This window comes from Lysobacter sp. Soil_N_23 (assembly GCF_057656135.1).
The window spans coordinates 321,332-344,405 of sequence record NZ_JBDGKY010000001.1 but is presented as its reverse complement, the minus strand read 5'-3'; the positions used below and the strand labels follow the sequence as shown (position 1 = coordinate 344,405).

At 67.5% G+C, this 23,074-nt stretch carries 22 protein-coding genes and 1 pseudogene; 10 read left to right on the top strand and 13 right to left on the bottom strand.

The window, feature by feature from the left end; all coding sequences use genetic code 11:
- A pseudogene (locus AC3A3X_RS01495) lies at nucleotides 1–2,821 on the top strand (TonB-dependent receptor plug domain-containing protein).
- 189 nt (nucleotides 2,822–3,010) lie between these two features.
- On the opposite strand, the gene rpmG reads toward AC3A3X_RS01495, so the two are convergent.
- The 11 genes from rpmG to AC3A3X_RS01440 all read right to left on the bottom strand — a co-directional run bounded on the left by rpmG (nucleotide 3,011) and on the right by AC3A3X_RS01440 (nucleotide 11,974).
- A complete protein-coding gene (gene rpmG, locus AC3A3X_RS01490) occupies nucleotides 3,011–3,175 on the bottom strand; it encodes a 50S ribosomal protein L33 (protein WP_115842766.1) in 165 nt (54 codons plus the stop codon).
- A 13-nt stretch (nucleotides 3,176–3,188) separates the two neighbouring features.
- Nucleotides 3,189–3,425, bottom strand: a complete 237-nt coding sequence (rpmB, locus tag AC3A3X_RS01485; RefSeq protein WP_487581275.1) for a 50S ribosomal protein L28 — start codon at nucleotides 3,423–3,425, stop codon at nucleotides 3,189–3,191.
- Between the two features lie 371 nt (nucleotides 3,426–3,796).
- Nucleotides 3,797–5,629 (bottom strand): DUF885 domain-containing protein, encoded by a 1,833-nt coding sequence (locus AC3A3X_RS01480; protein ID WP_487581274.1) that lies wholly within the window; start codon nucleotides 5,627–5,629, stop codon nucleotides 3,797–3,799.
- 185 nt (nucleotides 5,630–5,814) lie between these two features.
- Nucleotides 5,815–6,141 (bottom strand): lipid-A-disaccharide synthase N-terminal domain-containing protein, encoded by a 327-nt coding sequence (locus AC3A3X_RS01475; RefSeq protein WP_487581273.1) that lies wholly within the window; start codon nucleotides 6,139–6,141, stop codon nucleotides 5,815–5,817.
- 26 nt (nucleotides 6,142–6,167) lie between these two features.
- A complete protein-coding gene (locus tag AC3A3X_RS01470; RefSeq protein ID WP_487581272.1) occupies nucleotides 6,168–6,917 on the bottom strand; it encodes a glycosyltransferase family 2 protein in 750 nt (249 codons plus the stop codon).
- Nucleotides 6,918–6,939: 22 nt separating this feature from the next.
- Nucleotides 6,940–7,920, bottom strand: a complete 981-nt coding sequence (locus AC3A3X_RS01465; protein WP_487581271.1) for an NAD-dependent epimerase/dehydratase family protein — start codon at nucleotides 7,918–7,920, stop codon at nucleotides 6,940–6,942.
- Between the two features lie 200 nt (nucleotides 7,921–8,120).
- A complete protein-coding gene (locus AC3A3X_RS01460) occupies nucleotides 8,121–8,546 on the bottom strand; it encodes a DUF4279 domain-containing protein (protein WP_487581270.1) in 426 nt (141 codons plus the stop codon).
- A 39-nt stretch (nucleotides 8,547–8,585) separates the two neighbouring features.
- On the bottom strand, nucleotides 8,586–9,491 hold the full coding sequence (locus tag AC3A3X_RS01455; protein WP_487581269.1) for a ParB/RepB/Spo0J family partition protein: 906 nt from the start codon (nucleotides 9,489–9,491) through the stop codon (nucleotides 8,586–8,588).
- Nucleotides 9,488–10,309 (bottom strand): ParA family protein, encoded by an 822-nt coding sequence (locus AC3A3X_RS01450; RefSeq protein WP_487581268.1) that lies wholly within the window; start codon nucleotides 10,307–10,309, stop codon nucleotides 9,488–9,490. The genes AC3A3X_RS01455 and AC3A3X_RS01450 overlap by 4 nt, the downstream gene beginning before the upstream one ends.
- Nucleotides 10,310–10,618: 309 nt before the next feature.
- Nucleotides 10,619–11,278 carry a 16S rRNA (guanine(527)-N(7))-methyltransferase RsmG gene (rsmG, locus tag AC3A3X_RS01445; RefSeq protein ID WP_487581267.1) on the bottom strand — a complete coding sequence of 220 codons (660 nt, stop codon included), beginning with the start codon at nucleotides 11,276–11,278 and terminating at the stop codon, nucleotides 10,619–10,621.
- Nucleotides 11,279–11,383: 105 nt separating this feature from the next.
- Nucleotides 11,384–11,974: a 4'-phosphopantetheinyl transferase family protein gene (locus AC3A3X_RS01440; protein WP_487581360.1), complete on the bottom strand. Its 591-nt coding sequence runs from the start codon at nucleotides 11,972–11,974 to the stop codon at nucleotides 11,384–11,386.
- Nucleotides 11,975–12,062: 88 nt separating this feature from the next.
- On the opposite strand from AC3A3X_RS01440, the gene AC3A3X_RS01435 reads away from it, so the two are divergent.
- Together AC3A3X_RS01435 and AC3A3X_RS01430 are read left to right on the top strand one after the other, a co-directional pair.
- Nucleotides 12,063–13,418: an AMP-binding protein gene (locus AC3A3X_RS01435; RefSeq protein WP_487581266.1), complete on the top strand. Its 1,356-nt coding sequence runs from the start codon at nucleotides 12,063–12,065 to the stop codon at nucleotides 13,416–13,418.
- A 174-nt stretch (nucleotides 13,419–13,592) separates the two neighbouring features.
- Nucleotides 13,593–13,862, top strand: coding sequence for a GlsB/YeaQ/YmgE family stress response membrane protein (locus tag AC3A3X_RS01430; RefSeq protein WP_487581359.1), 270 nt, complete (start codon nucleotides 13,593–13,595; stop codon nucleotides 13,860–13,862).
- 87 nt (nucleotides 13,863–13,949) lie between these two features.
- Here the strand turns inward: AC3A3X_RS01430 and xth are convergent, their stop codons facing one another.
- Nucleotides 13,950–14,720: an exodeoxyribonuclease III gene (xth, locus tag AC3A3X_RS01425; protein ID WP_487581265.1), complete on the bottom strand. Its 771-nt coding sequence runs from the start codon at nucleotides 14,718–14,720 to the stop codon at nucleotides 13,950–13,952.
- A 57-nt stretch (nucleotides 14,721–14,777) separates the two neighbouring features.
- On the opposite strand from xth, the gene ltaE reads away from it, so the two are divergent.
- The gene (gene ltaE / locus AC3A3X_RS01420; RefSeq protein WP_487581264.1) at nucleotides 14,778–15,797 is read left to right on the top strand and encodes a low-specificity L-threonine aldolase; all 1,020 of its coding nucleotides are present in this window, start codon (nucleotides 14,778–14,780) and stop codon (nucleotides 15,795–15,797) included.
- Nucleotides 15,798–15,866: 69 nt separating this feature from the next.
- On the opposite strand, the gene AC3A3X_RS01415 is transcribed toward ltaE, so the two are convergent.
- Entirely contained in the window at nucleotides 15,867–17,303 is a 1,437-nt protein-coding gene (locus AC3A3X_RS01415) for a coniferyl aldehyde dehydrogenase (protein ID WP_487581263.1), read from the bottom strand.
- A gap of 107 nt (nucleotides 17,304–17,410) precedes the next feature.
- Here AC3A3X_RS01415 and AC3A3X_RS01410 point away from each other — a divergent pair, with 107 nt between their 5' ends.
- From AC3A3X_RS01410 to AC3A3X_RS01385, 6 genes are all read left to right on the top strand, one after another.
- Nucleotides 17,411–17,950 (top strand): gamma carbonic anhydrase family protein, encoded by a 540-nt coding sequence (locus AC3A3X_RS01410; RefSeq protein ID WP_487581262.1) that lies wholly within the window; start codon nucleotides 17,411–17,413, stop codon nucleotides 17,948–17,950.
- Between the two features lie 74 nt (nucleotides 17,951–18,024).
- Nucleotides 18,025–18,543 carry an RDD family protein gene (locus AC3A3X_RS01405; RefSeq protein ID WP_487581261.1) on the top strand — a complete coding sequence of 173 codons (519 nt, stop codon included), beginning with the start codon at nucleotides 18,025–18,027 and terminating at the stop codon, nucleotides 18,541–18,543.
- A gap of 38 nt (nucleotides 18,544–18,581) precedes the next feature.
- Nucleotides 18,582–19,262, top strand: coding sequence for an RDD family protein (locus AC3A3X_RS01400; protein WP_487581358.1), 681 nt, complete (start codon nucleotides 18,582–18,584; stop codon nucleotides 19,260–19,262).
- A gap of 1 nt (nucleotide 19,263) precedes the next feature.
- A complete protein-coding gene (locus tag AC3A3X_RS01395; RefSeq protein WP_487581260.1) occupies nucleotides 19,264–20,313 on the top strand; it encodes a stage II sporulation protein M in 1,050 nt (349 codons plus the stop codon).
- The gene (locus AC3A3X_RS01390) at nucleotides 20,310–21,944 is read left to right on the top strand and encodes a DUF4129 domain-containing protein (RefSeq protein ID WP_487581259.1); all 1,635 of its coding nucleotides are present in this window, start codon (nucleotides 20,310–20,312) and stop codon (nucleotides 21,942–21,944) included. The genes AC3A3X_RS01395 and AC3A3X_RS01390 overlap by 4 nt, the downstream gene beginning before the upstream one ends.
- Nucleotides 21,941–23,071 carry a DUF4350 domain-containing protein gene (locus AC3A3X_RS01385; protein WP_487581258.1) on the top strand — a complete coding sequence of 377 codons (1,131 nt, stop codon included), beginning with the start codon at nucleotides 21,941–21,943 and terminating at the stop codon, nucleotides 23,069–23,071. Before AC3A3X_RS01390 ends, AC3A3X_RS01385 begins: the two co-directional genes overlap by 4 nt.
- The last annotated feature ends 3 nt before the right edge of the window (nucleotides 23,072–23,074 follow it).

Below are 23,074 nucleotides of genomic sequence, written 5' to 3'. Positions count from 1 at the left end.
ATGCTGCCGGCTGGCATCGCGATCGCCCTGGCGCCGGCACTCGCCGGCGCCCAGGAAACCAGCGACAAGGGCGCCAAGACGCTCGACAAGATCGAAGTCACCGGCTCGCGCATCAAGCGCGCGGACATCGAGACGTCGCAGCCGATCTTCTCGCTCAGCCGGGGAGGACATCAGTGCACAGGGGCTGACATCGATTGGTGATGTGATCCAACACCTCAGCGCTGGCGGCTCTACGCTAAATTCCAGCTACAACAACGGCGGCAACGGCGAAACCCGCGTCAGCCTGCGCAATCTCGGCTCCGAACGGACCCTGGTGCTGGTGAACGGAAAGCGCTGGGTCGGCGGCACCGGCCTTGGCGGCGCGGTGGACCTCAACACGATCCCGACCGCAGCGGTGGAGCGCGTCGAAGTCCTGAAGGACGGTGCCTCGACGATCTATGGCTCCGACGCCATCGCTGGCGTCGTCAACGTGATCCTGCGCAAGGACTTCGAAGGCGCCGAAGCCAACGCCTATCTGGGCCAGTACGACAAGGGCGACGGCTCACGCCAGGCCTACGATTTCACAATGGGATCCTCCGGGGATCGATGGAGTGCCATGCTTGGCGTGGGGTACGTCAAGGAGGACCCTGTCTCCGCCGGCGATCGCGAGATCTCGGCGGCGCCGTTCTACGGCGCCACGCCGGGTACCGGCAACAGCTCGTCAACGCCAGCCGGCCGCTTCGGCATCCTCGGCTCCAACAACGGGAACGAGGCGCCGGTACGACCTGACGGCAAGCCTGGCTATCTCGTGGCAACGGGCACAGGCCCAAGCGACTGGCGACCCTATCGGACGTCGGACTCGTACAACTTCGCTCCTGAGAACTACCTGCGCACGCCGCAGGAGCGGACTTCACTGTTCGCAAGCGGCTCGCTGGACGTAACCGACAACGTCCGATTCAAGGTGGCGACGACCTACAACGAACGCGAATCCAGCCAGCTCCTGGCTGCTGGCCCGCTGGTTCTTGGTCGCAGCAACCCGGGTTCGCTGGCAGAGAACATCGTTGTCAGCTCGAACAGCATCTACAACCCGTATGGGCGGGATTTGAGCTATATCCAACGCCGCGCGACCGAGACCAACGGCCGTCACTTCCGCCAGGACGTCGACACGTTTGCTTTCAATGGCAACTTCGAAGGCGACTTCCAGGCAGGCGAGAACCTGTACTCGTGGGAGGCCGGCTACCTCTACGGCGAGAACAACCAGAAGGACACCGAGACCGGTTTGTTCGACGTGCGCGCGCTGCGCAATGGCCTGGGCCCCTCATTCCGTGACGCTGGTGGCGTGGCTCACTGTGGTACGCCAGGCGCGGAAATCGCTGGCTGCGTGCCCCTGAACTTCCTTGGCGAAGGCACCCTCACCAAGGAGATGCTGGACTACGCAAGCTTCACCGGCATCAACAGCTTCGGCTACGAGCTGAAGAACTACTACGCCAACGTCGGCGGTGAACTGTTCCCGCTTCAGGGTGGCAAGGCTGCCTTCTCCTTCGGCGCCGAGCATCGGACCGAATCCGGCTTTGACCAGCCTGACCCGATCACCGCATCAAGCAACAGCACCGGCAACAACCGAACCGCCACTGCGGGCGGTTACAGCGTGGATGAAGCCTATCTGGAATTGAATCTGCCATTGCTGGCAGATCTTCCGGGCGCCAGGTTGCTGGAGCTCAACGTCGCGACGCGCTACTCGGACTACAGCACGTTTGGTGACACCCTCAACAGCAAGTTCGGCTTCAAGTGGAAGCCTTTCGAGGACCTGCTCATCCGCGGCAACTACAGCGAGGGGTTCCGCGCACCGTCGATCGAGGAGCTGTATGCCGGTGTCAGCGACACCTTCCAACGGGTCAGCGATCCATGTGCAGGCATTGTCGGCGGCACTGTGCAGCGGCCGCCTGCGTCCTGCGCGGGTGTCCCTGCCTACGACCAGGCCAACAGCCAGATCCGAACGACGGTAGGCGGAAATCCCCAGCTGGGTGCGGAAACCTCGACCAGCAAGACGTTTGGGTTCGTCTACAGCCCGAGCTATGTTGAAGGCCTCGGGTTCGCGCTGGACTGGTGGAATGTCGAGATTGATGACGCCATCTTCGACGTGACGGCACAGGAAGTGCTGAACCGTTGCTACTACGCCAACGACGCATCGGCGTGTGCGCTCCAGCAGCGCGCAAGCGACGGCCAGATCTCCAACCTGCTCGTCACGTCACTGAACGTGGGTACGTATGAAGTCGAAGGCTTCGATTTCAATGTCGCCTATCAGTTACCCGCGACGAAGTTCGGCAAGTTCGGGATCAATTGGGACAACACCTACCTGACGAAGTATTACGTTGACGTCAACGGCGACGGCGTGGTGACAGACGATCCAGTGTCGGGAGAAGGCGGAAATCGCGTGGGCGAGTACAGAAATCGCGACAATCAGTGGCGTATCCGCTCCAACCTCGCCGCGAACTGGGCGTACGGCGATTACGGTCTTACGGCGAACCTGCGCTACTACTCGAGCCAGACGGAGAGTTGCGCCACGTTGTCGGTGTCATCGACGCAGATTCCGCTGCTCTGCTCGGACCCAGGTCGCATCACTGCGGCTGGCGCGCGCCCGGAGAACAAGATCCCGAGCGTGACCTACACCGACGTCAGCGCCTTCGTGAACGTTCCGTGGAACGCGCGCATCACGTTGGGCATCAACAACCTCTTCGATCGCGATCCGCCGCGTTCGGCGACGACGTCGGCCAACAGTTACGACCCGCAGTACGAAGTGCCCGGCCAGTTCGTCTACATGCGCTACTCGCAGAAGTTCTGAATCTCCTCGGTGTGAATGCACCTTACGGCCCCGCAAGGGGCCGTTTTTTTGTGGCCCCAGGATTCGGACGCGCAAAAAGAAAGCCCGCCTTGCGGCGGGCTTTCTTTTGGAGCTTGAAGGCGCTGGATCCCCGCTTTCGCGGCGATGACCTTCTGACAAAGCCACGCGCGCAGCGCGTGGGTCAGAAGGTCACTTGATCTTGCCTTCCTTGTAAATCACGTGCTTGCGAACGACGGGGTCGTACTTCTTGACCTCCATCTTGTTCGGGGTGTTCTTCTTGTTCTTGTCGGTCGTATAGAAATGACCGGTGCCGGCAGAAGAGATCAGGCGGATCTTGTCGCGCTTGGAAGCCATGGTTCGATCCTCCTCAGATCTTTTCGCCGCGGGCGCGCAGGTCGGCGAGAACGGAGTCGATACCGTTCTTGTCGATGGTGCGCAGGGCGGCACTGGAAACACGCAGCTTCACCCAACGGTTCTCGGAAGCGACCCAGAAGCGGCGCTCATGGAGGTTGGGAAGGAAACGGCGGCGGGTCTTGTTCATGGCATGCGAGACGTTGTTGCCAGTCGTCGTTCGCTTACCGGTTACTTGGCATACACGGGCCATACGCACCTCGAAAGGTAATGGTGCTTCCCTTGGCCAGGGAGGCGGCGGCCCCTCCGCTGTCACACCGGGGTGTGGGCGGTGCGCGATACGGGTAGGAAATTCTCGCGGCACGAGGCGGGCCGGAATCGCGCTTCCGGGGTCCGCCCGGTCTAGCCCCTAAAGGCAAGCCGGACGCAGCGAGCCGCGCATTATGCACGTCAAACGAAAGGCGGGCAAGTAGTTATCCACAGGCGAAGGGGCGTTGCTCCTCCCCCTGCTCACAGGGGGAGGCCGGGAGGGGGTGGAGGGCGCGTAGGCGCCCGACGCTTGCCCGCTGCGCGGGCTTTACCCCTCCCCGACCCTCCCCTGCGCGCAGGGGAGGGAGCTACGCATCAGCCCGCTTTCGCCGTCTTCTCCGCCGATTTGGCAATGAACGCGCGGACCTGCTCTTCCAGCACCGGCAGCGGCACCGAGCCCTGGCTGAGCAGGGCGTCGTGGAAGGCCTTGATGTCGAAGCGGTTGCCCAGCGCCTTCTCGGCTTCCGCACGCAGGCGCAGGATCGTGATCTCGCCGAGCTTGTAGCTCAGCGCCTGGCCCGGCCAGGAGATGTAGCGGTCGACCTCTGTGGTGACCTCGTGCTCGCTCAGCGCGGTGCGGTCGCGCAGGTAGGCCAGGGCCTGGTCGCGGGTCCAGCCCTTGGCGTGCACGCCGGTGTCGATGACCAGGCGGCAGGCGCGCCACATCTCGTAGGTCAGGCGACCGAAGTCCTCGTACGGCGTCTCGTAGATGCCCATTTCCTTGCCGAGCTTCTCGCTGTACAGGCCCCAGCCCTCGCCGTAGGCGGAGATGTAGGTCTCGCGGCGGAAGGCCGGCAGCTCCCCCTGTTCCTTGGCCAGCGAGCCCTGCAGGGCATGGCCCGGGGCGGACTCGTGCAGGGTCAGCGCCGGCAGGTTGTAGAGCGGGCGCGAGGGCAGGTCGTAGGTGTTGAGCCAGTAGGTGCCGGCGCCACCGCGACCGCTGGTCCAGAACGGGGCGATGTCGGCCGGTACCGGCACGATGGTGAAGCGGCCGCGCGGCAAGGTGCCGATGAACTTGCCGATCTCGCCGTCGACGCGCTTGGAGATCCAGGCGGCGCGATCGAGCAGCGCCTGCGGTGTGGTCGCGTAGAACTGCTTGTCGGTGCGCAGGAAGCGCAGGAACGCGGCAAACGTATTTTCTTGAGGCGGGCCCTTGAACCCGACCTGCTTGATGATCGTCTCCATCTCCGCCTGGATGCGCGCGACTTCATCCAGTCCGATCTGGTGGATCTGCTCCGGATCGAGGTCGAGGGTCGTGTACTCGCGGATCTGCTGGCGGTAATAGGCTTCGCCATCAGGCATCTGCGAGGCACCCAACGTCGTGCGCGCCTGCGGCACGTATTCCTCGCGGAAGAAGGTCAGCAGCCTGGCGTAGGCCGGGATCATGCGATCGCGGATCGCCGCCACGCCGTCGGCACGCAGGCGCGCCTGCTCGTCGGCCGGGATCGACGCCGGCATGCGCTTGAACGGCTCGTAGAAGTTGGACTGCAGCGGGTCCTTCAGGTCGGCAACGGCGGCGATCGAAACATCGCGGCCGTCGAGCACCGCGCGCGGCACGCTGAAACCGCGCGCCAGGCCGGCGCGCATGTTCGCGGTCTGCTGGTCGAAGTAGCGCGGCACGTCGTTGAGGCGGTCGATGTAGGCGCGATAGTCCTGCGCGGTGCGCAGCGGGCGCCGGGTCATGAAGCCCAGGTTCGACCAGAACGAGGAGTCGGAGTTGAACGGCATCTCGTAGCCGTGCAGGCGCACCTCGGCGGCGAGGTTCTCGACCTGGGACTTGTAGACGGCGAAGTTGATGCGGTTCTGCGGGCTCAGCTTGGCCGTGTCGATACCGTCCAGGCGCTTGAGCACGTCCTCCCAGACCTTGAGGCGGGCGGCCTGGCTGGCGGCGTCGACCGACGGCAGCTGGTGGCGGTCGGAGGAGCCGTCGTTGTCCTCGTCGGCGGCGCCGGTCTGTTCCTGGCGCCACTGCCATTCCTGGCTGTAGATGGCTTCGAACCGGGTATCGACCGCGCTGGCATGCGAGGCGAAGGAGGCGAGGGCAAGGTGGCCGGTGAGCAGGGCCGCAAGCAGTGGTTTCACGGGAAGGACCGGTGGTGGCACGAAGCGTCGATCTTCGCATTCCCGGGGGGCGGTGCGTTGGCCCATGCGGCCGGTTCGACCGCTATTCCGTCATCCCGGCGGACGCCGGGATCCAGGCCCGTAGCGTGGAGGGATGCGATGTCCTGGCTCTCGGGCGACATCCGGCAACGTATGGGTCGAGGCTTCGGCACTGGATCCCGGCGTTCGCCGGGATGACGGTTTCCTTGTGGGATTCCGAAACGTTCCCGGTCTCAGTGACTCGCCCGGTCGCGCCGCCAGCCGCGATGCTTGATGTCCAGGTACAGGCTGTAGGCCGCGGTGAAGGCCGGGAACAGGTTCTGGATCACGCCGACCGAATCCTGCTTCTGCGAGAACACAAAGTAGCTCAGCGTCATCACGCTGCCGACCAGGCTCATGTACCAGAACAGCCGCGGGATCACCGGCTTGCCGTGCTTGCGCGAGGCGATGAACTGCACCAGCCAGCGGCCGCCGAACATCAACGCGCCGGTCAGGCCGATGATCTTCCACGGCGACATGTGCAAACCGGTCCATTCCAGCCAGGAAATGGATTGGTTCATGAAGTCGAATTCCATCGCTCCGGGCCTCAGCTCAGCTCGCGCACCGCGGTGATCTTGCCGCGCTTGATCAGCCATGCGACGCCGCGCAGGTCGCTGATGCCGACCAGGGCGCGGTTGAGGTTGTTGTACTTCGACACGCCGGTCGATCGCGAGCGGTGGTTCACCGGCACGCTCACCGTCTTCCAGCCGGCGCGCTGCATCAGCGCCGGCAGGTAGCGGTGCATGTGGTCGAAGTAGGGCAGCTCGAGGAACGCGGCCCGCTCGAACAGCTTGATGCCGCAGCCGGTGTCGGGCGTGTCGTCGCGCAGCATGCGCGAGCGGATCGCATTGGCCCAGCGCGAGGCCCAGCGCTTGCTGCCGCTGTCCTGGCGGTTGACGCGCCAGCCGGCAAAGAGCTTGAGGCCTTCGTCGGCGCCGGCGCTGTCGCGCTTGTCGAGCAGCTTGGGAATATCGGCCGGGTCGTTCTGGCCATCGCCATCGAGCGTGGCGATCCACGTCCCGCGCGCGGCCTTGACGCCGTTGCGCACGGCGGTGCTCTGCCCGCTCTGGGTGACGTGGTGGATCACGCGCAGCTCGGGCACTTCGGCCTTGAGGGCCTGCAGCACCTGCAGCGTGTCGTCGCGCGAATGGTCGTCGACGTAGACGATCTCGAAATCGGTCCTGCCGCGCAGCGCGGCGGTGATCTCGTGCACGAGCGGGGCGACGTTGTCGCGCTCGTTGAACACCGGCACGACGACGGAAAGTTGCGGGGTAGTATCAATGCGCGGGGCGCTCATGAGCGGATGTTCACAGTCAGGATCAGGCCTTGTCGCCGAAATAAGTGCGGCACCAGTCGACGACCCGCGGCAGCCCGGTCTCGATCGGCGTGGCCGGCTCGAAACCGAACGCCGCCTGCGCGCGTGCGGTGTCCGCCATGGTCTCGACCATGTCGCCGGGCTGCATCGGCTTGTAGACCTTGGTGGCCTGCGTGCCTGCAGCGGCCTCTATGACCTGGATGAAACGCTCAAGTTCCACCGGCGTGTGGTTGCCCAGGTTGAATACGCGGTGCGGCGCCGCCGGCGGTGCCACGTCGGTGGCCGGCGGATGGTCGAGCGCGCCCAGCACGCCGTTGACGATGTCGTCGACCCAGGTGAAGTCGCGGCGCATCTTGCCGTGGTTGAACACGTCGATCGGGCGCCCGGACAGCACCGCGCGCGAGAACAGCAGCGGCGCCATGTCCGGCCGGCCCCACGGGCCGTACACGGTGAAAAAGCGCAGGCCGGTCGCGCGCAGGTCGTACAGGTGCGCGTAGGTGTGCGCCATCAGTTCGTTGGCGGCCTTGGTCGCCGCGTACAGCGAGCGCGGCTGGTCGATTCGCTGGTCCTCGGAAAAAGGGGGCGTCGCCGAATCGCCGTACACCGATGAGGAGCTGGCATAGACCAGGTGCTGCACGCCGCGATGGCGGCACAGCTCGAGCAGATTGACGAAGCCGGCCAGGTTGCTGTCGACGTAGGCGTGCGGGTGGGTCAGCGAGTAGCGCACGCCGGCCTGCGCGGCCAGGTGGATCACCTGCGTCGGCTGCACTTCGTCGAACAGCGCCGCCAGCCCATCCCGGTCACCCAGGTCGAGCGTGCGGATGTCGACATCCGGGCACAGCGCGGCCACGCGGTCGCGCTTGATCTGCGGATCGTAGTAGTCGTTGTAGTTGTCCAGGCCGACGACATCCGCGCCGCGCGCGCGCAGGGCGCGGCAGGTGTACGCGCCGATGAAGCCGGCAGCGCCGGTAACGAGGATGGTCATGGCTGGGGTCCGGGGGTGACTTCGTCCAATGTCCACTGCTCCTGGAAGCAACGGTGGGCCGGTTCTGGGCCGATTTTCGGTGCCGATCGCGCCTCACGCGAACCGGCGGCCTGTCCGACCGGCGCCAATGATGCCCGATCCGGGCAATAACCGGCGGTGAATTTCGCTCAGGACAGGTCGGAAAGCGGTCGGAGCGCCGATCAGTCGTCGTTGCCGGGATGGAAGTCGAAGCTCAGTGTGAGCTTCAATTCGGCCAGGCCGGCGCTGAGCTCGGGTTGCAGTTCGAAGCCGAAGGCCTGTTCGCCGAACAGGCCGACGAACAGTCCGCAGCGGCCGCCCTGGGCGGCAAAGGCATGCAGGCAATCGCGGTGGATCGACAGGCGCTGGTGCACCGCGCCCAGGAAATCCTCGATCTGCTCGCGACTCCATTCGCGCGGTTGTCCATCGGGCGTCAGTTCGGCATAGCCGTAGCTGTCGCGATAGACACCCTGGCCGCCATCGAGCGGCTTGGCCTGCCCGGCGCGCCAGCTGCGCCTGGGCTTCAGCCCCAACTGCTCGAACAGCGGCGCCAGGTCGGCGCTGGGATGGGTGGCGCGCAGCGAAACGCGATAACTGTACGGGTTCATCAAGCCATCCTGGCTTTGTTCGGTGACGGCTTGACGGCGCTATTCGGTGACGCTTCCGCGCAGTTTTTCCAGGACGCCATCGAGCGAATCCAGGTCGTTGTAGTGGATGACCAGACGGCCCTTGCCGCCGCGGCCGTGCAGCACATTGACCTTGGTGTTGAGCGATTCCGACAGCTCACGCTCGAGCGCGGCGATGTCGGCCTGCGGCTTGGCCTTGGCCGCCTTGGGCCTGGAGCCCGACGTGGGGATCACGCCAGCCGACAGCTGCTGCACGCGGTGCTCGACCTCGCGCACCGACCAGCCATGTTCGGCGGCCTGGCGGGCCAGCGCGATCGCGGCCTGCGGGGTCAGTGCCAGCAGCGCACGGGCGTGGCCCATCTCCAGCGCGTGGGTTTCCAACAGCACCCGGATCTCGTTGGGCAGCTCGAGCAGGCGCAGCATGTTGGACACCGACGCACGCGAACGGCCGACCGCTTCGGCGGCCTGGGCGTGGGTCAGGTCGAACTCGTCGATCAGGCGCTGCAGCGCGGTGGCTTCTTCGAGCGGATTGAGGTCTTCGCGCTGGATGTTCTCGATCAGCGCCATCGCGACCACGGTGCGGTCGTCGACCTCGCGGATCACCACCGGGATGTCGCTCAGCCCGGCCAGCTGCGAGGCGCGCCAGCGGCGCTCGCCGGCGATGATCTCGTAACGCTTGCCGCCGATGTCGCGCACGACGATCGGCTGGATCACGCCTTGCGCCTTGATCGACTCGGCCAGCTCGGCGAGCTTGTCCTGGTCCCAGTGCTTGCGCGGCTGATACTTGCCCGGCGTCAGCGCGTCGACCGGCAGGCTGCGCAGCACGTCGCCCTCGATCGCCTCCAGCGCCGGCGCCTCGGCCGCTGCCTTGGGACCGAGAAGGGCTTCCAGACCGCGGCCGAGACCGCGCTTCTTGGCTACGCTCATGCCGTGGTCTCCTTCGCTTCAGGCGGACGTGCCGCTGCCTTGGCGGCCTGGTCGCGCTCGCGCTGGCGGCGCAGCACTTCGCCGGCCAGGCCCATGTAGGCGATGCCGCCGCGGCTGGCGCGGTCATAGCCGACTATGCTCTGACCGTGGCTGGGCGCCTCGGCCAGGCGCACGTTGCGCGGCACGATGGTGCGGAACACCCGGTCACCGAAGTGGGTGGTCAGCTCGGCCGAGACCGCATTGGCGAGGTTGTTGCGCACGTCGAACATGGTGCGCAGCACGCCTTCGATCTCGAGCTTTGGATTGAGGTTGGCCTTGAGCGCTTCGATGGTGTCGATCAGCGCGCTCAGGCCTTCCAGTGCGTAGTACTCGCACTGCATCGGCACGATGATCGAGTCGGCGGCGGTCAGTGCATTGAGGGTCAGCAGCGACAGCGCCGGCGGGCAGTCGATCAGGATGTAGTCGTAGTCCGGGCGCAGCTCCTGCAACGCCAGGCGCAGGCGCTGCTCGCGACCAGGTTCGGCCATCAGCTGCACTTCCACCGCGGTCAGGTCGATGTTGCCCGGCAGCAGGTCGAAGTCCTCGGCGGTGCGCACGATCGCGGTGCGCACTTGCGTTTCGCCCAGCAGCACTTCGCAGATCGAGTTTTCCAGCTCGCGCTTGTCGACGCCGCTGCCCATCGTCGCGTTGCCCTGCGGATCGAGGTCCACCAGCAGCACCCGCTTGGGCGTGCGCGCGAGCGCGGCGGCCAGGTTGACTGCGGTGGTGGTCTTGCCGACCCCGCCTTTCTGGTTGGCGACGGCGATGATGCGGGCCATGCGGCTCGTCCTGGGCTGTGTGCGGAAGTTGCCCGGCGTGGGGCCGGACCGTGGATTATGCCCGGATGGGAACCCGTGCGCGTCCCCACCTTGCTGTCTGGGCAATATAGACGGACGTGGCGACGAGCGGCGACGCCGGATCAAGCACTTGCGCGCCGGCGGGTAGGGGCGAGCTTGCTCGCGAACCCCGTCTCCGAAGCCAATCGCGAGCAAGCTCGCTCCTACCGAACCCCGTCTCCGAAGCCAATCGCGAGCAAGCTCGCTCCTACCGAACCCCGTCTCCGCAGCCGATCGCGAGCAAGCGCGCTCCTACGGGGTGCGCGCGACCACCACCAGGTGGCGTTCGGCATCCAGCCCCGGAACTGTGAGCGGGTGCACATCCCGCACCGCCCATCCCGCCGGCAGCGCCGCGATCTCGTCGCTGGGGTAGACGCCTTTCATCGCCAGCAGGCAGCCGTCGGGCTTGAGCAGGTGGCCGCCCAGTTCGATGATCAGCGGCAGGGTGGCCAGGGCGCGCGCGGTGATCGCGTCGTACGTGCCCGACTCGTCCACCGCCTCGATCCGCGATTCGGCGACGCGGGCATCGCGCAGGCCGAGCTGGCGGATCGCCTCGCGCATGAAGCGCGCCTTCTTGCCGGCGCTCTCGACCAGGGTCACTCGCAGGCCGGGCTTGACGATCGCCAGCGGGATGCCGGGCAGGCCGGCTCCGGTGCCCAGGTCGGCCAGGCGGCCGCCACGTGCAGCGATGTCGTCGACGAAGGGGTGCATCGCCAGCGAGTCGAGCAGGTGCTTGCTGACCATCTCCTGCGGGTCGCGCACCGCGGTGAGGTTGTAGGTCTTGTTCCAGCGCAGCAGCAGGGCCAGGTAGTTGAGCAGCGGCGCCGACAGCGCCGGATCGAGGGCGAGGGCGCGCAGGCCATCGTCGAGCGACTTGCGCAGCGACGGATCGAAGGGGGCGGGGGTATTCATCCGGCGCGCAGTATCGCCGATGCGCCCCACCCTTTTGTAGGAGCGAGCTTGCTCGCGATCAGGCCTTTCCGCAGCCGGACACGCTGATCGCGAGCAAGCTCGCTCCTACCGGGGTTGGCGCCAGGCCAGGGCGCCGAGGTAGTCCTGCGCCGGTTGCAGCTCCTGCAGGCCCCAGTCCTGCGGCTGACCTAGCGCCGGATCGCAGGCGACCAGACGCAGGCCATCGTCCCCGTCCTCGAAGCGCAGGCGGTCCAGGCCGAAGGAGATGCCGTGGCCGTGCGCCTTCAGCACCGCTTCCTTGGCGCACCACAGTCGCAGGAAGGCGTGGTCGCGCACCGCCGCCGAGGGCGCCGCGTGCAGCCAGGCCACTTCGGTCGCGGTGAAAAAACGCTGGGCCAGTTCCAGCGCGCGGGCGCGCGGACGCAGCCGTTCCAGGTCGATGCCGACCTGCACGTCCCGGCCCAGCGCAATCAGCAGGCCATCGCCGCTGTGGCTCCAGTTGCAGTCCCAGCCGACCAGTTCACCGCCCAGTCGAGGCCGTCCACGCGTATCGCGGGCCAGCGGCAGGGCGGCGGCGGTCACCCCAAGCTCGCTCGCCAGCCACTCCCGCGCCAACGGCTCGGCCGGCTGCCGCGGCAAGTGCGGGCGCCAGGCCCAGCGCACGGTGCCGACAGGCGGCGTTGTGGGGACAGACAGGGTCATGAACTTGCGTTTGGGTTCGCAGGCGGCCCCCAGCGTAAGCTAATGCGGGGAAAGTCGGCGCCAGCCGCAGGAATCAAACGTCATGTCCGCCGTCTTCGACGCCAGCATCGCCAGTCTCTCGCCCGTGCCGCTGACGCACGGCGCAGGTGCGCGCGCCATTGCCTTCGACGCCTCCGGGGTCGTCGGCCTGGATACGTTCTCGCGCCAGGTGCGGGCCGTGGCGGCGAGGCTTCCGGCCGCTGCCCACGCGATCAACCTGTGCGAGGACCGCTACCACTTCCTGGTGGCCTTCTGCGCCGCGGCAGTGCGCGGGCAGACCACCTTGCTGCCGCCTTCGCGCGCGCCGGCGGTCATCGGCCAGGTGCGCGGCCAGTATCCGGACAGCTATTGCCTGGGCGACGACGCACTGGCGTTGGCGCCACCGGACTGCTTCCACCTGCCGCGGCCGCTGCCGCAGCTCGATGGCCCGCCGTTGCTGATCGACGCCGAGGCGGTAGTGGCGATCGGTTTCACCTCCGGCAGCACCGGCCAGCCGCGCCCATATGCCAAGACCTGGGCGAGCTTCCGCGCCAGCACCGGGCAGAACCTGGCCGCACTTGCGGGCCTTCTCGACGTTGCGGAGATGACGCATGTCGTCGCCACCGTGCCACCGCAGCACATGTACGGCATGGAGATGTCGGTGCTGCTGCCGATGCTCGGCCCGATCGCCGTGCATTCGGCGCGACCGCTGTTTCCGGCCGATGTCGCCCGCGCGCTGCACGATGCGCCGACACCGCCGCTGCTGGTGACCACGCCGGTGCATCTGCGCGCACTGGTCGCCGAAGCATTGGAATTGCCGCCGCTGGCCGGCATCGTCTCGGCGACCGCGCCGTTGCCGGCCGAGCTCGCACTGGCCGCGGAAGAGCGCTTCGGCTGCGAAGTGCGCGAAGTATTCGGTTCGACCGAAACCTGCGTGATCGCGCGCCGCCGCACCGCACGCGAGATTGCCTGGACGCCGTTGCCCGGCGTGCGCCTGGCGCCGCAGCCCGACGGCGCCGCGGTGCACGCGCCGCATCTGCCCGAGCCGGTGGTGCTGGCCGACCTGGTCGAAGTCGATCCGCGTGATGGACGTTTCGTGCTGCGCGGCCGCAATGCCGACATGCTCGAGATCGCCGGCAAGCGCGCTTCGCTGGGCGACCTCACCCGCAAGCTGCTGGCCGTGCCCGGCGTCGAAGACGGCGTGGTGTTCCAGCTCGACGATGCCGATGCGATGGGCGTGCGCCGCATCGCCGCGCTTGCGGTCGCGCCCGGGCTGGACGAAGCGGCGATCCTGTCCGCATTGCGCCTGCAGATCGATCCGGTGTTCCTGCCGCGGCCGTTGCGCCGTATCGCCGCGCTGCCACGCAACGAGACCGGCAAGCTGCCGCGGGGCGTGCTCGCCGCATTGCTGCATGGCTGAGCGAGCCGCTTGAACAGGCGAGCTTGTGAACAGGAGAGCCGCCCAACAGCGCCGAGCCGCCGCATTTTCTGACGTCGCCATCACGTCGACCCATCCAGACTCGCTTCGCCCCACCCCTTGGGGCGCATGGCCGCTCATGGACCATTTCGCGCGGATCAAGGAGACACGAGCATGATGGGCATCCTCGTCTGGCTGATCGTTGGCGGCATCATCGGCTGGGTTGCCAGCCTGATCATGAAGACCGACGCGCAACAGGGCCTGTTCCTCAATATCGTCGTCGGCATCGTCGGCGCCTTCATCGGCGGCTGGCTGGGTGGCCTGTTCGGGCTTGGCGGCGACATCAACGACGGCAGCTTCAGCTTGAGCGGCCTGCTGATGTCGCTGGTCGGCGCGATCGTGCTGCTGGCCATCGTCAATCTGTTCCGGCGCGGTCGCGTGCGCTGACATCGTTTCCCCGACGATGCGCGAAGGCCCGGCATTGCCGGGCCTTTTGCGTTGAGCGAGTTGTGTTGAGCGAGGCTGCCGCGGACTTCAGTCGCCCAACTGCACCCAGGCCGGGGCATGGTCGCTCGGCCGGTCCCAGGTGCGCGTCTCGCGGTCGATGCCCGAGGCGGCGCAATGCGGGCGCAGCGCCTCCGACACCAGGGTCAGGTCGATGCGCAGGCCGAGATTGCGGCGGAAGCCGCCCTGGCGGTAATCCCACCAGCTGAACTGGCGTTCCTCCGGATTGAGCGCGCGCCAGGCGTCATGCAGACCGAGGGCGTTGATCTTCAGCAGCGCATCGCGTTCGGCGCGCGAGGTGAGGATGTGGCTGTCGTTCCAGACGGTGGCGTCGTGGACGTCGAGGTCGTCAGGGGCGATGTTGAAATCGCCGAGCACGATCATGCGCGGGTGTGTCACCAGCTCCGTCGCCAGCCAGTCGTGCACGGCCTCGAGCCAGCGCAATTTGTAGGCGTACTTGTCGGTGCCCACGTCCTGGCCGTTGACCACGTACAGGTTGACGATACGCAGGTCGCCGACGGTCGCCGCCAGCACGCGCTTCTGCTCGTCCTCGAAGCCGGGGATGCCGATCTGAACGTCCCGGGCGGACTCGCGCGAGAGCACGGCCACGCCGTTGTAGGTCTTCTGTCCGGCGAAGACGCTGCGGTAGCCGGCGGCGAGCAGGTCGTCGTCGGGGAAGCGCTCGTCCTCGAGCTTGGTTTCCTGCAGCGCGACGATGTCGGGGTTGGACTGCGCCAGCCACTGCTGCAGGTGCGGCAGGCGGACGTTGAGGGAGTTGACGTTCCAGCTGGCGATCTTCATGGGGCAAGTTTAGCGGCATACTCGGCGCCGAAACCTCAAGCACCCGCCACGACCGCCATGAACTGGATCGACCTTCGCAGCGACACCGTCACCGCACCCACCGATACCATGCGCGAGGCGATGATGCGCGCCCCGGTCGGGGACGACGTCTACGGCGAGGACCCGACCGTCAACGCGCTGCAGCAGCGACTGGCCGATGAGCTGGGTTTCGCCGCCGGGCTGTTCGTGCCCAGCGGCACGCAGTCGAACCTGATCGGGTTGATGGCGCATTGCCAGCGCGGTGACGAGTACATCGTCGGCATGGATGCGCATACCTACAAATACGAGGGTGGCGGTGCCGCGGTGCTGGGATCCATCCAGCCGCAGCCGGTGGTGCAGGCCGACGATGGCAGCCTGCCACTGGACGTGGTCGAGCGCGTGATCAAGCCGGTCGACCCGCACTTCGCGCGCACGCGGCTGCTGTGCCTGGAGAACACCTGGCACGGGCGGCCGTTGCCGCTGGCGTATCTGGCGCAGGCGCGCGCGCTGTGCGATCGGCGCGGGCTGGCGCTGCACCTGGACGGGGCGCGTCTGTTCAATGCGGCGGTGGCGCTGGGTGTTCCGGCGCGCGAGATCACGCGGCACTTCGACAGCGTGTCGGTGTGTTTGTCGAAGGGACTGGGTGCGCCGGTGGGCTCGGTGCTGCTCGGCACGCAGGAGCTGATCGACACCGCCAAGCGCTGGCGCAAGGTGGTCGGCGGTGGCATGCGGCAGGCGGGCATCCTGGCTGCCGCCGGGTCGTACGCGCTGGACAACAACGTCGCGCGACTGGCGGACGATCATGCCCGCGCCAGGCGGTTGGCTGATGGGTTGGCCGGGTTGTCAGGGCTGAGCGTGGTGGCGCAGCACACCAACATGGTATTCATCGAGGTGCCGGTGGAGCGGCACGATGCGTTGCGCGGTGTGCTGGAGCAGGCGCGTATCCGGGTGTCGATCGGGTACACGCCGGCGATACGGTTGGTGACGCATCTGGATGTGGATGATGCGGGGGTGGGGCGCACGGTGGAGGCGTTGCGGAGCTTCGCTGCGGGCGGTTGAGTGGGCCCTCACCCTCGGCGCTTCGCGCCTTTCCCTCTCCCGCAAGCGGGAGAGGGGACGTTCTTTCTCCTACTTTGAGAGCCAGCGGATCATCTTGTCGATCGCGCCGCTGTACGGCGGTTTGAGCAGGTCGCTGGCAGCCATGCGGCGCTGGCGGAACACCGGCAGCAGCTTGCTGAAGGTGTCGAAGCCGGTGCGGCCGTGGATCGCGCCGATGCCGCTGGGGCCGATGCCGCCGAAGGGCAGGTCGTGCGCGCCGAAATGCAGCAGCGTGTCGTTGACGGTGACGCCGCCGGACAGCGTGTTGGCGAGGATCTTCTCGATGTTGGCGTTGTCGTCGCTGAACGGGTACAGCGCCAGCGGGCGCTCCAGCGACTGCACCTGCGCGATCGCCTCGTCGAGTGTGCGGTAGCTCAGCACCGGCAGGATCGGGCCGAAGATCTCGTGGCGCATCACCGCGGCATCGCGCGGCGGGTCCAGCACCAGGGTCGGCGGGAACAGGCGGTCCTGGGCATTGCGCACGCGCGCCTCGTCGTCGAGGTTCTGCGTCACCGGCTCGAGCACGGTCAGGCCGCGCGCGCGTGCATCGTCGACATAGCCGCGCAGTCGCGCGAACTGGCCGTCGTTGATGATGCGGGTGTAGTCGGACGGTGCATTGAAGTCGCCATAGCGCGAACGCAGCTCGGCCTTCATCGCCTCGACGAAGGCGTCACGTCGTGCTGCGTCGATCAGCACGTAGTCGACGCCGATGCAGGTCTGCCCGGCGTTGAACCACTTGCCGGTGGCGATGCGCGCGGCGGCGCGGTCGAGCGGGTAGTCGGCGCAGACGATCGCCGGCGCCTTGCCGCCCAGCTCCAGCGTGACCGGGGTCAGGTTGGGTGCCGCCGCCGCCATTACCTTGCGCCCGACCGCAGTCGAGCCGGTGAACAACAGGTGGTCGAACGGCAGCCCGGCAAAGGCGGCGCCGACTTCCGGACCGCCGAGTGCAACCGCGACGCGGTCGGCCGGAAACACCTCCGACAACAGTTCGCGCATCCACACGCTGGTGCGCGGGGCATGCTCGGACGGCTTGAGGTAGACGTGGTTGCCGGCGGCGATCGCCGACACCAGCGGCACGATGGCCAGGTTCACCGGGTAGTTCCACGGTGACAGGATGCCGACCACGCCGACCGGCTCCGGGCGGATCTGCGCGCTTGCCGGCCAGAAGCGCCAGCCAACCGCGGCGCGACGCGGGCGCATCCAGCGGCGCAGGTGGCCCAGGGCGTGGTCGATCTCGGCCAGCACGATCATCGCTTCCGACAGCAGGTTCTCGTGCTGGCTGCGATGGCCGAAATCGGCGCGAATGGCCGCGTCCATGCCGGCGATGCGGGCGCGGAACGCGTCACGCAGGCGAACCAGGTCGGCGCGGCGCTGGGCATGGTCCGGCTTCTTCTTCTGCCAGGCCTGGCTCAGGCGCTCGCGGGTGGCGGCAAGCTCGTCCAGGGGCGTGTCGGCGGTGATGTCCATACGGGCGAGTGTAGACCGCGCCGGGGTGGGCGGAGCAGGGCATGGGCGGACATCAACACCGCCGCTTGCCCCCCCCTCCAGCTAGCCCCTGCGTCTAGAATCCGACCATGACCATGCGCCCCTACCTCGACACTTTCCCAACCCACGGCGACCGGGTCTACATCGACCCTTCGGCCGTGGTCATCGGCGCTGTCACCCTCGGCGACGACGTCTCGATCTGGCCGATGTGCGTGATCCGCGGCGACGTCAATTCCATCCACATCGGCGCACGCACCAACGTCCAGGACGGCACCATCGTCCATGTCACCCACGAAGGCCCGTTCACGCAGCCGGGCGGAGTACCGACGGTGATCGGCAACGACGTGACCATCGGCCACGGCGTCATCCTGCACGCCTGCACCCTCGACGACTTCTGCCTGATCGGCATGGGCGCCCGGGTGCTCGACGGCGCCCGCGTGCACCGCTATGGTTTCGTTGGCGCCGGTGCGGTGATCGCCCCGGGCAAGCAGGTCGGCGAGGGCGAGCTGTGGCTGGGTAACCCGGCCCGGCTGGTGCGCCGGCTGAGCGAGCGGGAGATCGAGCAACTGCACTACAGTGCCCAGCACTATGTACGATTGAAGGACCGCTACCTGGGGATGACAGGGTAGCGGCGCGGCAGGCCGCGGCAGGGGGTCGCGGGCACCGCATCCACAAGGACTTCCCGCGAGGGAATGGGGGATACATGGAAGGTTTCGAATACCGCAACCCGTATGCGGCGCCGACGGCGCAGGTGCAGCCCACCACCGCCGAACGCTTTGACGACGAAGTGGTCACGGCCGGGCGATTGCCGCGGCTGCTGGCCGCGCTGGTCGATGCCGGCGTGTCGATGGTCATCGCCATTCCGGCCTTGATCGGCGTGTTCCGCTACAACCCCACCCGTGGCATCGGCGAGCTCGGCGGATCGTTGATCCTGCTGAGCGTGGTCGGCTACATCGCGTTGTTCATCTACACGCTGATCCTGCTCAGCCGCGAGGGCCAGACGATCGGCAAGCGCACGATCGGCATCCGCATCGTCCGTACCGACGGCGAGAGGGTGAGCCTGGCACGCCTGTTCTGGCTGCGCTATTTCGTGCCGGGCCTGATCGGCGCCATCCCGTATGTGGGTTGGATCTTCAGCCTCGCCAACATCCTGTGGATCTTCGGCGAGCAGCGCCGCTGCCTGCACGATCACATTGCCGACACGATGGTCGTCAACGCCTGATCGTCGACACGCGATCCTCGGCACGCGCTCGACACGTGATCCTCGATACCTACCGGGAAGTGGTGACGCCCGAAGGCGTCGCCCTTCATCTGCCCGCGGCCGGCCCGGTGCCGCGGGCGCTGGCGTGGTTGCTGGACCTGATGATCCGGCTGGGCATCGTGCTGGCCTCGACCATGGTGCTGGGAATGCTCGGGCGCAGCGGCTTCGGCTTCTATGCGGTGCTGGTGTTCCTGGTGTACTGGTTCTATCCGGTGCTGTTCGAGGCGCTGTGGGACGGCCGCACGCCCGGCAAGCGCGCACTCGGCCTGCGCGTGGTGGCTGCCAACGGTGCACCCGTCGGTTGGCTGGCGGCGTTCACGCGCAACCTGCTGCGCGTGGTCGACATGCTGCCGATGGTCTACGCCGCCGGGCTGGTCAGCAGCCTGCTCGACCCCTGGGGCCGGCGCATCGGCGACATGGTCGCCGGCACGCTGGTCGTGCATGAAGCGCGCAAGCAGCCACTCACACCGATGCCGGTCAACCAGGTGATGGCGCCACCGGTGGCATTGCAGCCGTACGAGCAGGCCGCGCTGGTGGCCTTTGCCGAGCGCGGGCCACGACTGACCCAGGCGCGCCAGGAAGAACTGGCCGAGTTCGCCACCCCGCTCACCGGCGCGCGCGGCACGCTCGCGGTGACGCGCCTGTACGGCATCGCCAACTGGTTGCTGGGGCGGCGCTGAGATGCGGCAGGAGCACTTCATCCAGCGCCACCAGGCCGAATGGATTTCGTTCGAGAAATGGCTCGACACGCGCAGCGAAAGCGCCCGCCAGGCGCGAATGTCGCGGCGGCAGTGGCAGGGCCTGCCCGATCACGAGATGCCGGCGCGCTACCGGCGCCTGTGCCAGCAACTGGCGCTGGCGCGGCGACGCGGCTACAGCCCGCTGGTGACCGATCGCCTGCAGGGCCTGATGCAGCGTGGCCATGGCCTGCTCTATCGCACGCCGGCGCCGCGGTGGCGGCGTGCGGTCGAATTCCTGCTCGCCGGATTCCCGCGACTGGTGCGCGCCGAAGCTGGCTGCATGGCGGCGTCGGCGCTGTTGTTCTGGTTGCCGCTGCTGGCGGTGTTCGTCGCCATCCAGCTGACGCCGGAGTTGTCGTCGTCCCTGTTCGATCCGGTCCAGCTGATGCAGTTCGAGTCGATGTACGACCCGGACAACCCGGTGCGGAAGCTCGGACGCGACAGCGGCACCGACGTGGCGATGTTCGGCCACTACGTGTGGAACAACGTCAGCATCGGCTTCCGCACGTTCGCCAGCGGCCTGGTCGCCGGCATCGGTGCGGTGGTGGTGCTGATCGTCAACGGCATCATGATCGGCGGCGTCGCCGGCCATCTGCAGGCGGTCGGCCACGGCGATCCGTTCTGGCGCTTCGTCGCCGGGCATTCGGCGCCGGAACTCACGGCGATAGTGATCGCCGGCGGTGCCGGACTGCGGCTGGGGTTGAACCTGGTCGCGCCGGGCCAGCGGCGGCGCATCGACGCGCTGGTCGATGGCGGCCGGCGCGGGGCGCAGCTTTGCCTGGGCGTGCTGGCGATGCTGGTGTTCGCGGCGTTCGTCGAAGCATTCTGGTCGTCGATCGCGTGGATGCCGACGTGGATCAAGTACGGCGTCGGTGGCGTGCTGTGGGCGCTGACGTTCCTGTGGCTGGGGTTGGGCGGGCGCAACCGCGACCTCGCCGAGGGCGACCTCGCTGAGAACAAGCTTGCGCGCCAGGATGCCAGCGCGCCATGAGGATCGAATCCCTGACCGTGGCGTTGCGACCGCGCACCGCGTGGGAAGCGGTCGAACTGGGCACCGCGCTGACCCGTCGCCATGCCGCGGCGATCTGGAAGCCATGGCTGGCGCTGACCCTTCCAATCCTGCTGGTGGTCAACGCGCTGGCCTGGGCCATCGATGCACTGTGGCTGGCCGGCCTTTTGATGTGGTGGCTCAAGCCGGCATTCGATCGCATTCCGTTGCATGTGCTCTCGCGCGCGGTGTTCGGCGAAGTGCCGACCACGCGCCAGACCCTGCAGGCGCAACGCAGCTGGGGCCTGCGCTGGTTGTTGCCGTATCTGACCTGGCGCCGGTTCGGTCCGGTCCGCTCGTTGTACCTGCCCGTCGACCTGCTGGAAGGCGGCCGCGGACGCGAAGCCGGTGCGCGCCGCCGCACGCTCGGCGCGCCTGCCTACGGCGTGGCCTCGGCGCTGACGCTGGTCTGCGTCAACTTCGAGGTCGCCCTCTGCCTGGGCATGCTCGGCGCTGCGATGCTGTTCGTTCCCAACGAGTACTTCTCGCAGTTCGGCAGCACCGCGCTGACGACGCTGCGCGACATGCCCGACTGGCTGGGCCTGGTGTGCAACCTGCTGGCCTGGGCCTCGACCAGCCTGATCGAACCGTTCTATGTCGGCGCCGGCCTGGGGCTGTATCTCAACCGTCGCACCGAGATCGAGGCCTGGGATATCGAACTGGCCCTGCGTCGTTTGGGCGCGCGCCTGGCCAATGCCGGTGCGGCGCTGGTGTTGCTGCTGGTGTTCGCGCTGTCTGCCATGCCGATGGCTTCGCATGCCCAGGACACCGATCAGCAGTCGCACGCGCATGCGCAGCCGGGACAGGATGATGCGGCCCGCAGCGAAGTCACACCCGATGTCGCCGGGAAGCCACGCATCGGCAGCAAGATCACGCGTGTCACACCCGAACAGATATTCGGCCGCGCTCTTGTCGATGACGCCAGCCTGCGCAAGGCGGTTGCCAAGGCCTACGCCGATCCGACCGTGAGCCCCACGCGCACGGTGGCCACGTGGAAAGCGCGCGATCCAAAGGCCAAGGACGACAGGAAGCGCGACGACAACGACATGCGCTGGCTAGGCAACGTCGTGGCGCTGCTCAGCGAATTCGGTCTGTGGATCGTGCTGGCGGTGCTGGTACTGGCCCTGGTGCTGACCGCGCCGCGCTGGCTGGTCTGGTTTCGCGACGGAGTCGCACGCGAGCCGCGCGAGTTCGATGGTCTGCGACTGTCCGATCTTGCCGAACCCGAGCTGCCGCTGCCCGACGACGTCCCCTCGGTGGTGCGCAGGCTCTGGCGCGAAGGCCGGCAGCGCGAGGCGCTGGCGCTGCTGTATCGGGCCAGTGTCGAAGCGATGGTGGCGCGCACCGGAGCCACGCTGGTGCCGGGCGCGACCGAGGCCGAATGCCTGCGCGCATCGCGCAAGCTGGCCCGCACGGAGGACCGCGATGCCTTCGCCCAGGCCGTGCGCACCTGGCAGTACGCCGCGTATGCGCAGCGGTTCCCCGCAGGCGACGAGCTGGAAGGCCTGATCGACGAACTGGCGCGTCGCTTTGCCTGGACGCCGGTCGCGGGCCCGACGGGAGTCGCGGCATGAGCCGGGACAACGTGCGCGCCGCCGTCATCTCCGCCGTGGTGCTGGGTCTGCTCGCCCTTGCCGCGACCTGGTGGTTGCGCAACTACGAGCGTGTCGAGGAAACGGTGCCGCTGCCGCGCACCGGCGAAGCGCGCAGCAATCCGCTGTATGTCCTGAAACTTGCCCTGATTGCCGACGGCGTGAAGGCGCAGGCCAGGCCGAACCTGCAACTCGGCAAGCATCGCCTGGGCGAGCGCGACACCGTGCTGCTGTACCGCGACCCGCGCACGCTGGGCCGTGACGAGGGCCGCGCGCTGCTCGATTGGGTGGCCCGGGGCGGGCATCTGCTGGTGCGCACGCCACCGCCCGGGCCGTTCGCCGCCGGCACCGTCGTGCCCGTGTTGACGCAACTCGATGTCGTCCCGGCCTCCACGCCGATCAAGTGCACCGGCTGGGACGTGCGCGGCGAAGACCCGCATGTGGAATTCTGCCGGGGCCGTCGCGCGGAGTTGCTGGGCACCGCCGGAGAGCTTGCGCTGGGCTGGGCCGACAGCAGCGGCAATGTGTACATGCGGCTCGTGCATGGCCGCGGGTATGTAGACGTCCTCTCCGACTTCGACTTCCTCGACAACGGTTCGCTCAAGGACGGCCCGCATATCGCGCTGGCGCGCCAGTTGCTGGCACCCAACTACCGCGCCGGCACGATCCACCTGATCTACGCCGCAGACATGCCGTCGTTCTGGTGGACGCTGGCGCGCGACAGCTGGATGGCCTGGCTGCCGCTGCTGCTGGCGCTGCTCGCATGGCTGTGGCGGCGCGCGCAGCGCTTCGGTCCGCAGTTGCCGGCGCCGGCGAGCGAACGCCGCTCGCTGCTCGAGCATGTCGTCGCCAGCGGTGAGCATGTCTACCGCTATGGCTACGCCCACCTGCTGCACGACGCCGTGCGCAACGCCTTCCTTGCGCGTCTGCGCCGCCGCGACCCGCAGGCCGCTGCGCTCGGTGGCGAAGCGCAGGTGGTGATGCTGTCGGAGCGCTTCAACGTCGCTGCTGCCGATATCCGCGACGCCCTGTCCACGCCAACCGCACGCGACCACGCCGCGTTCCGCAGCCGCATCGCCACGCTGGTGCGCCTGAGGAACCTGCTGTGACCG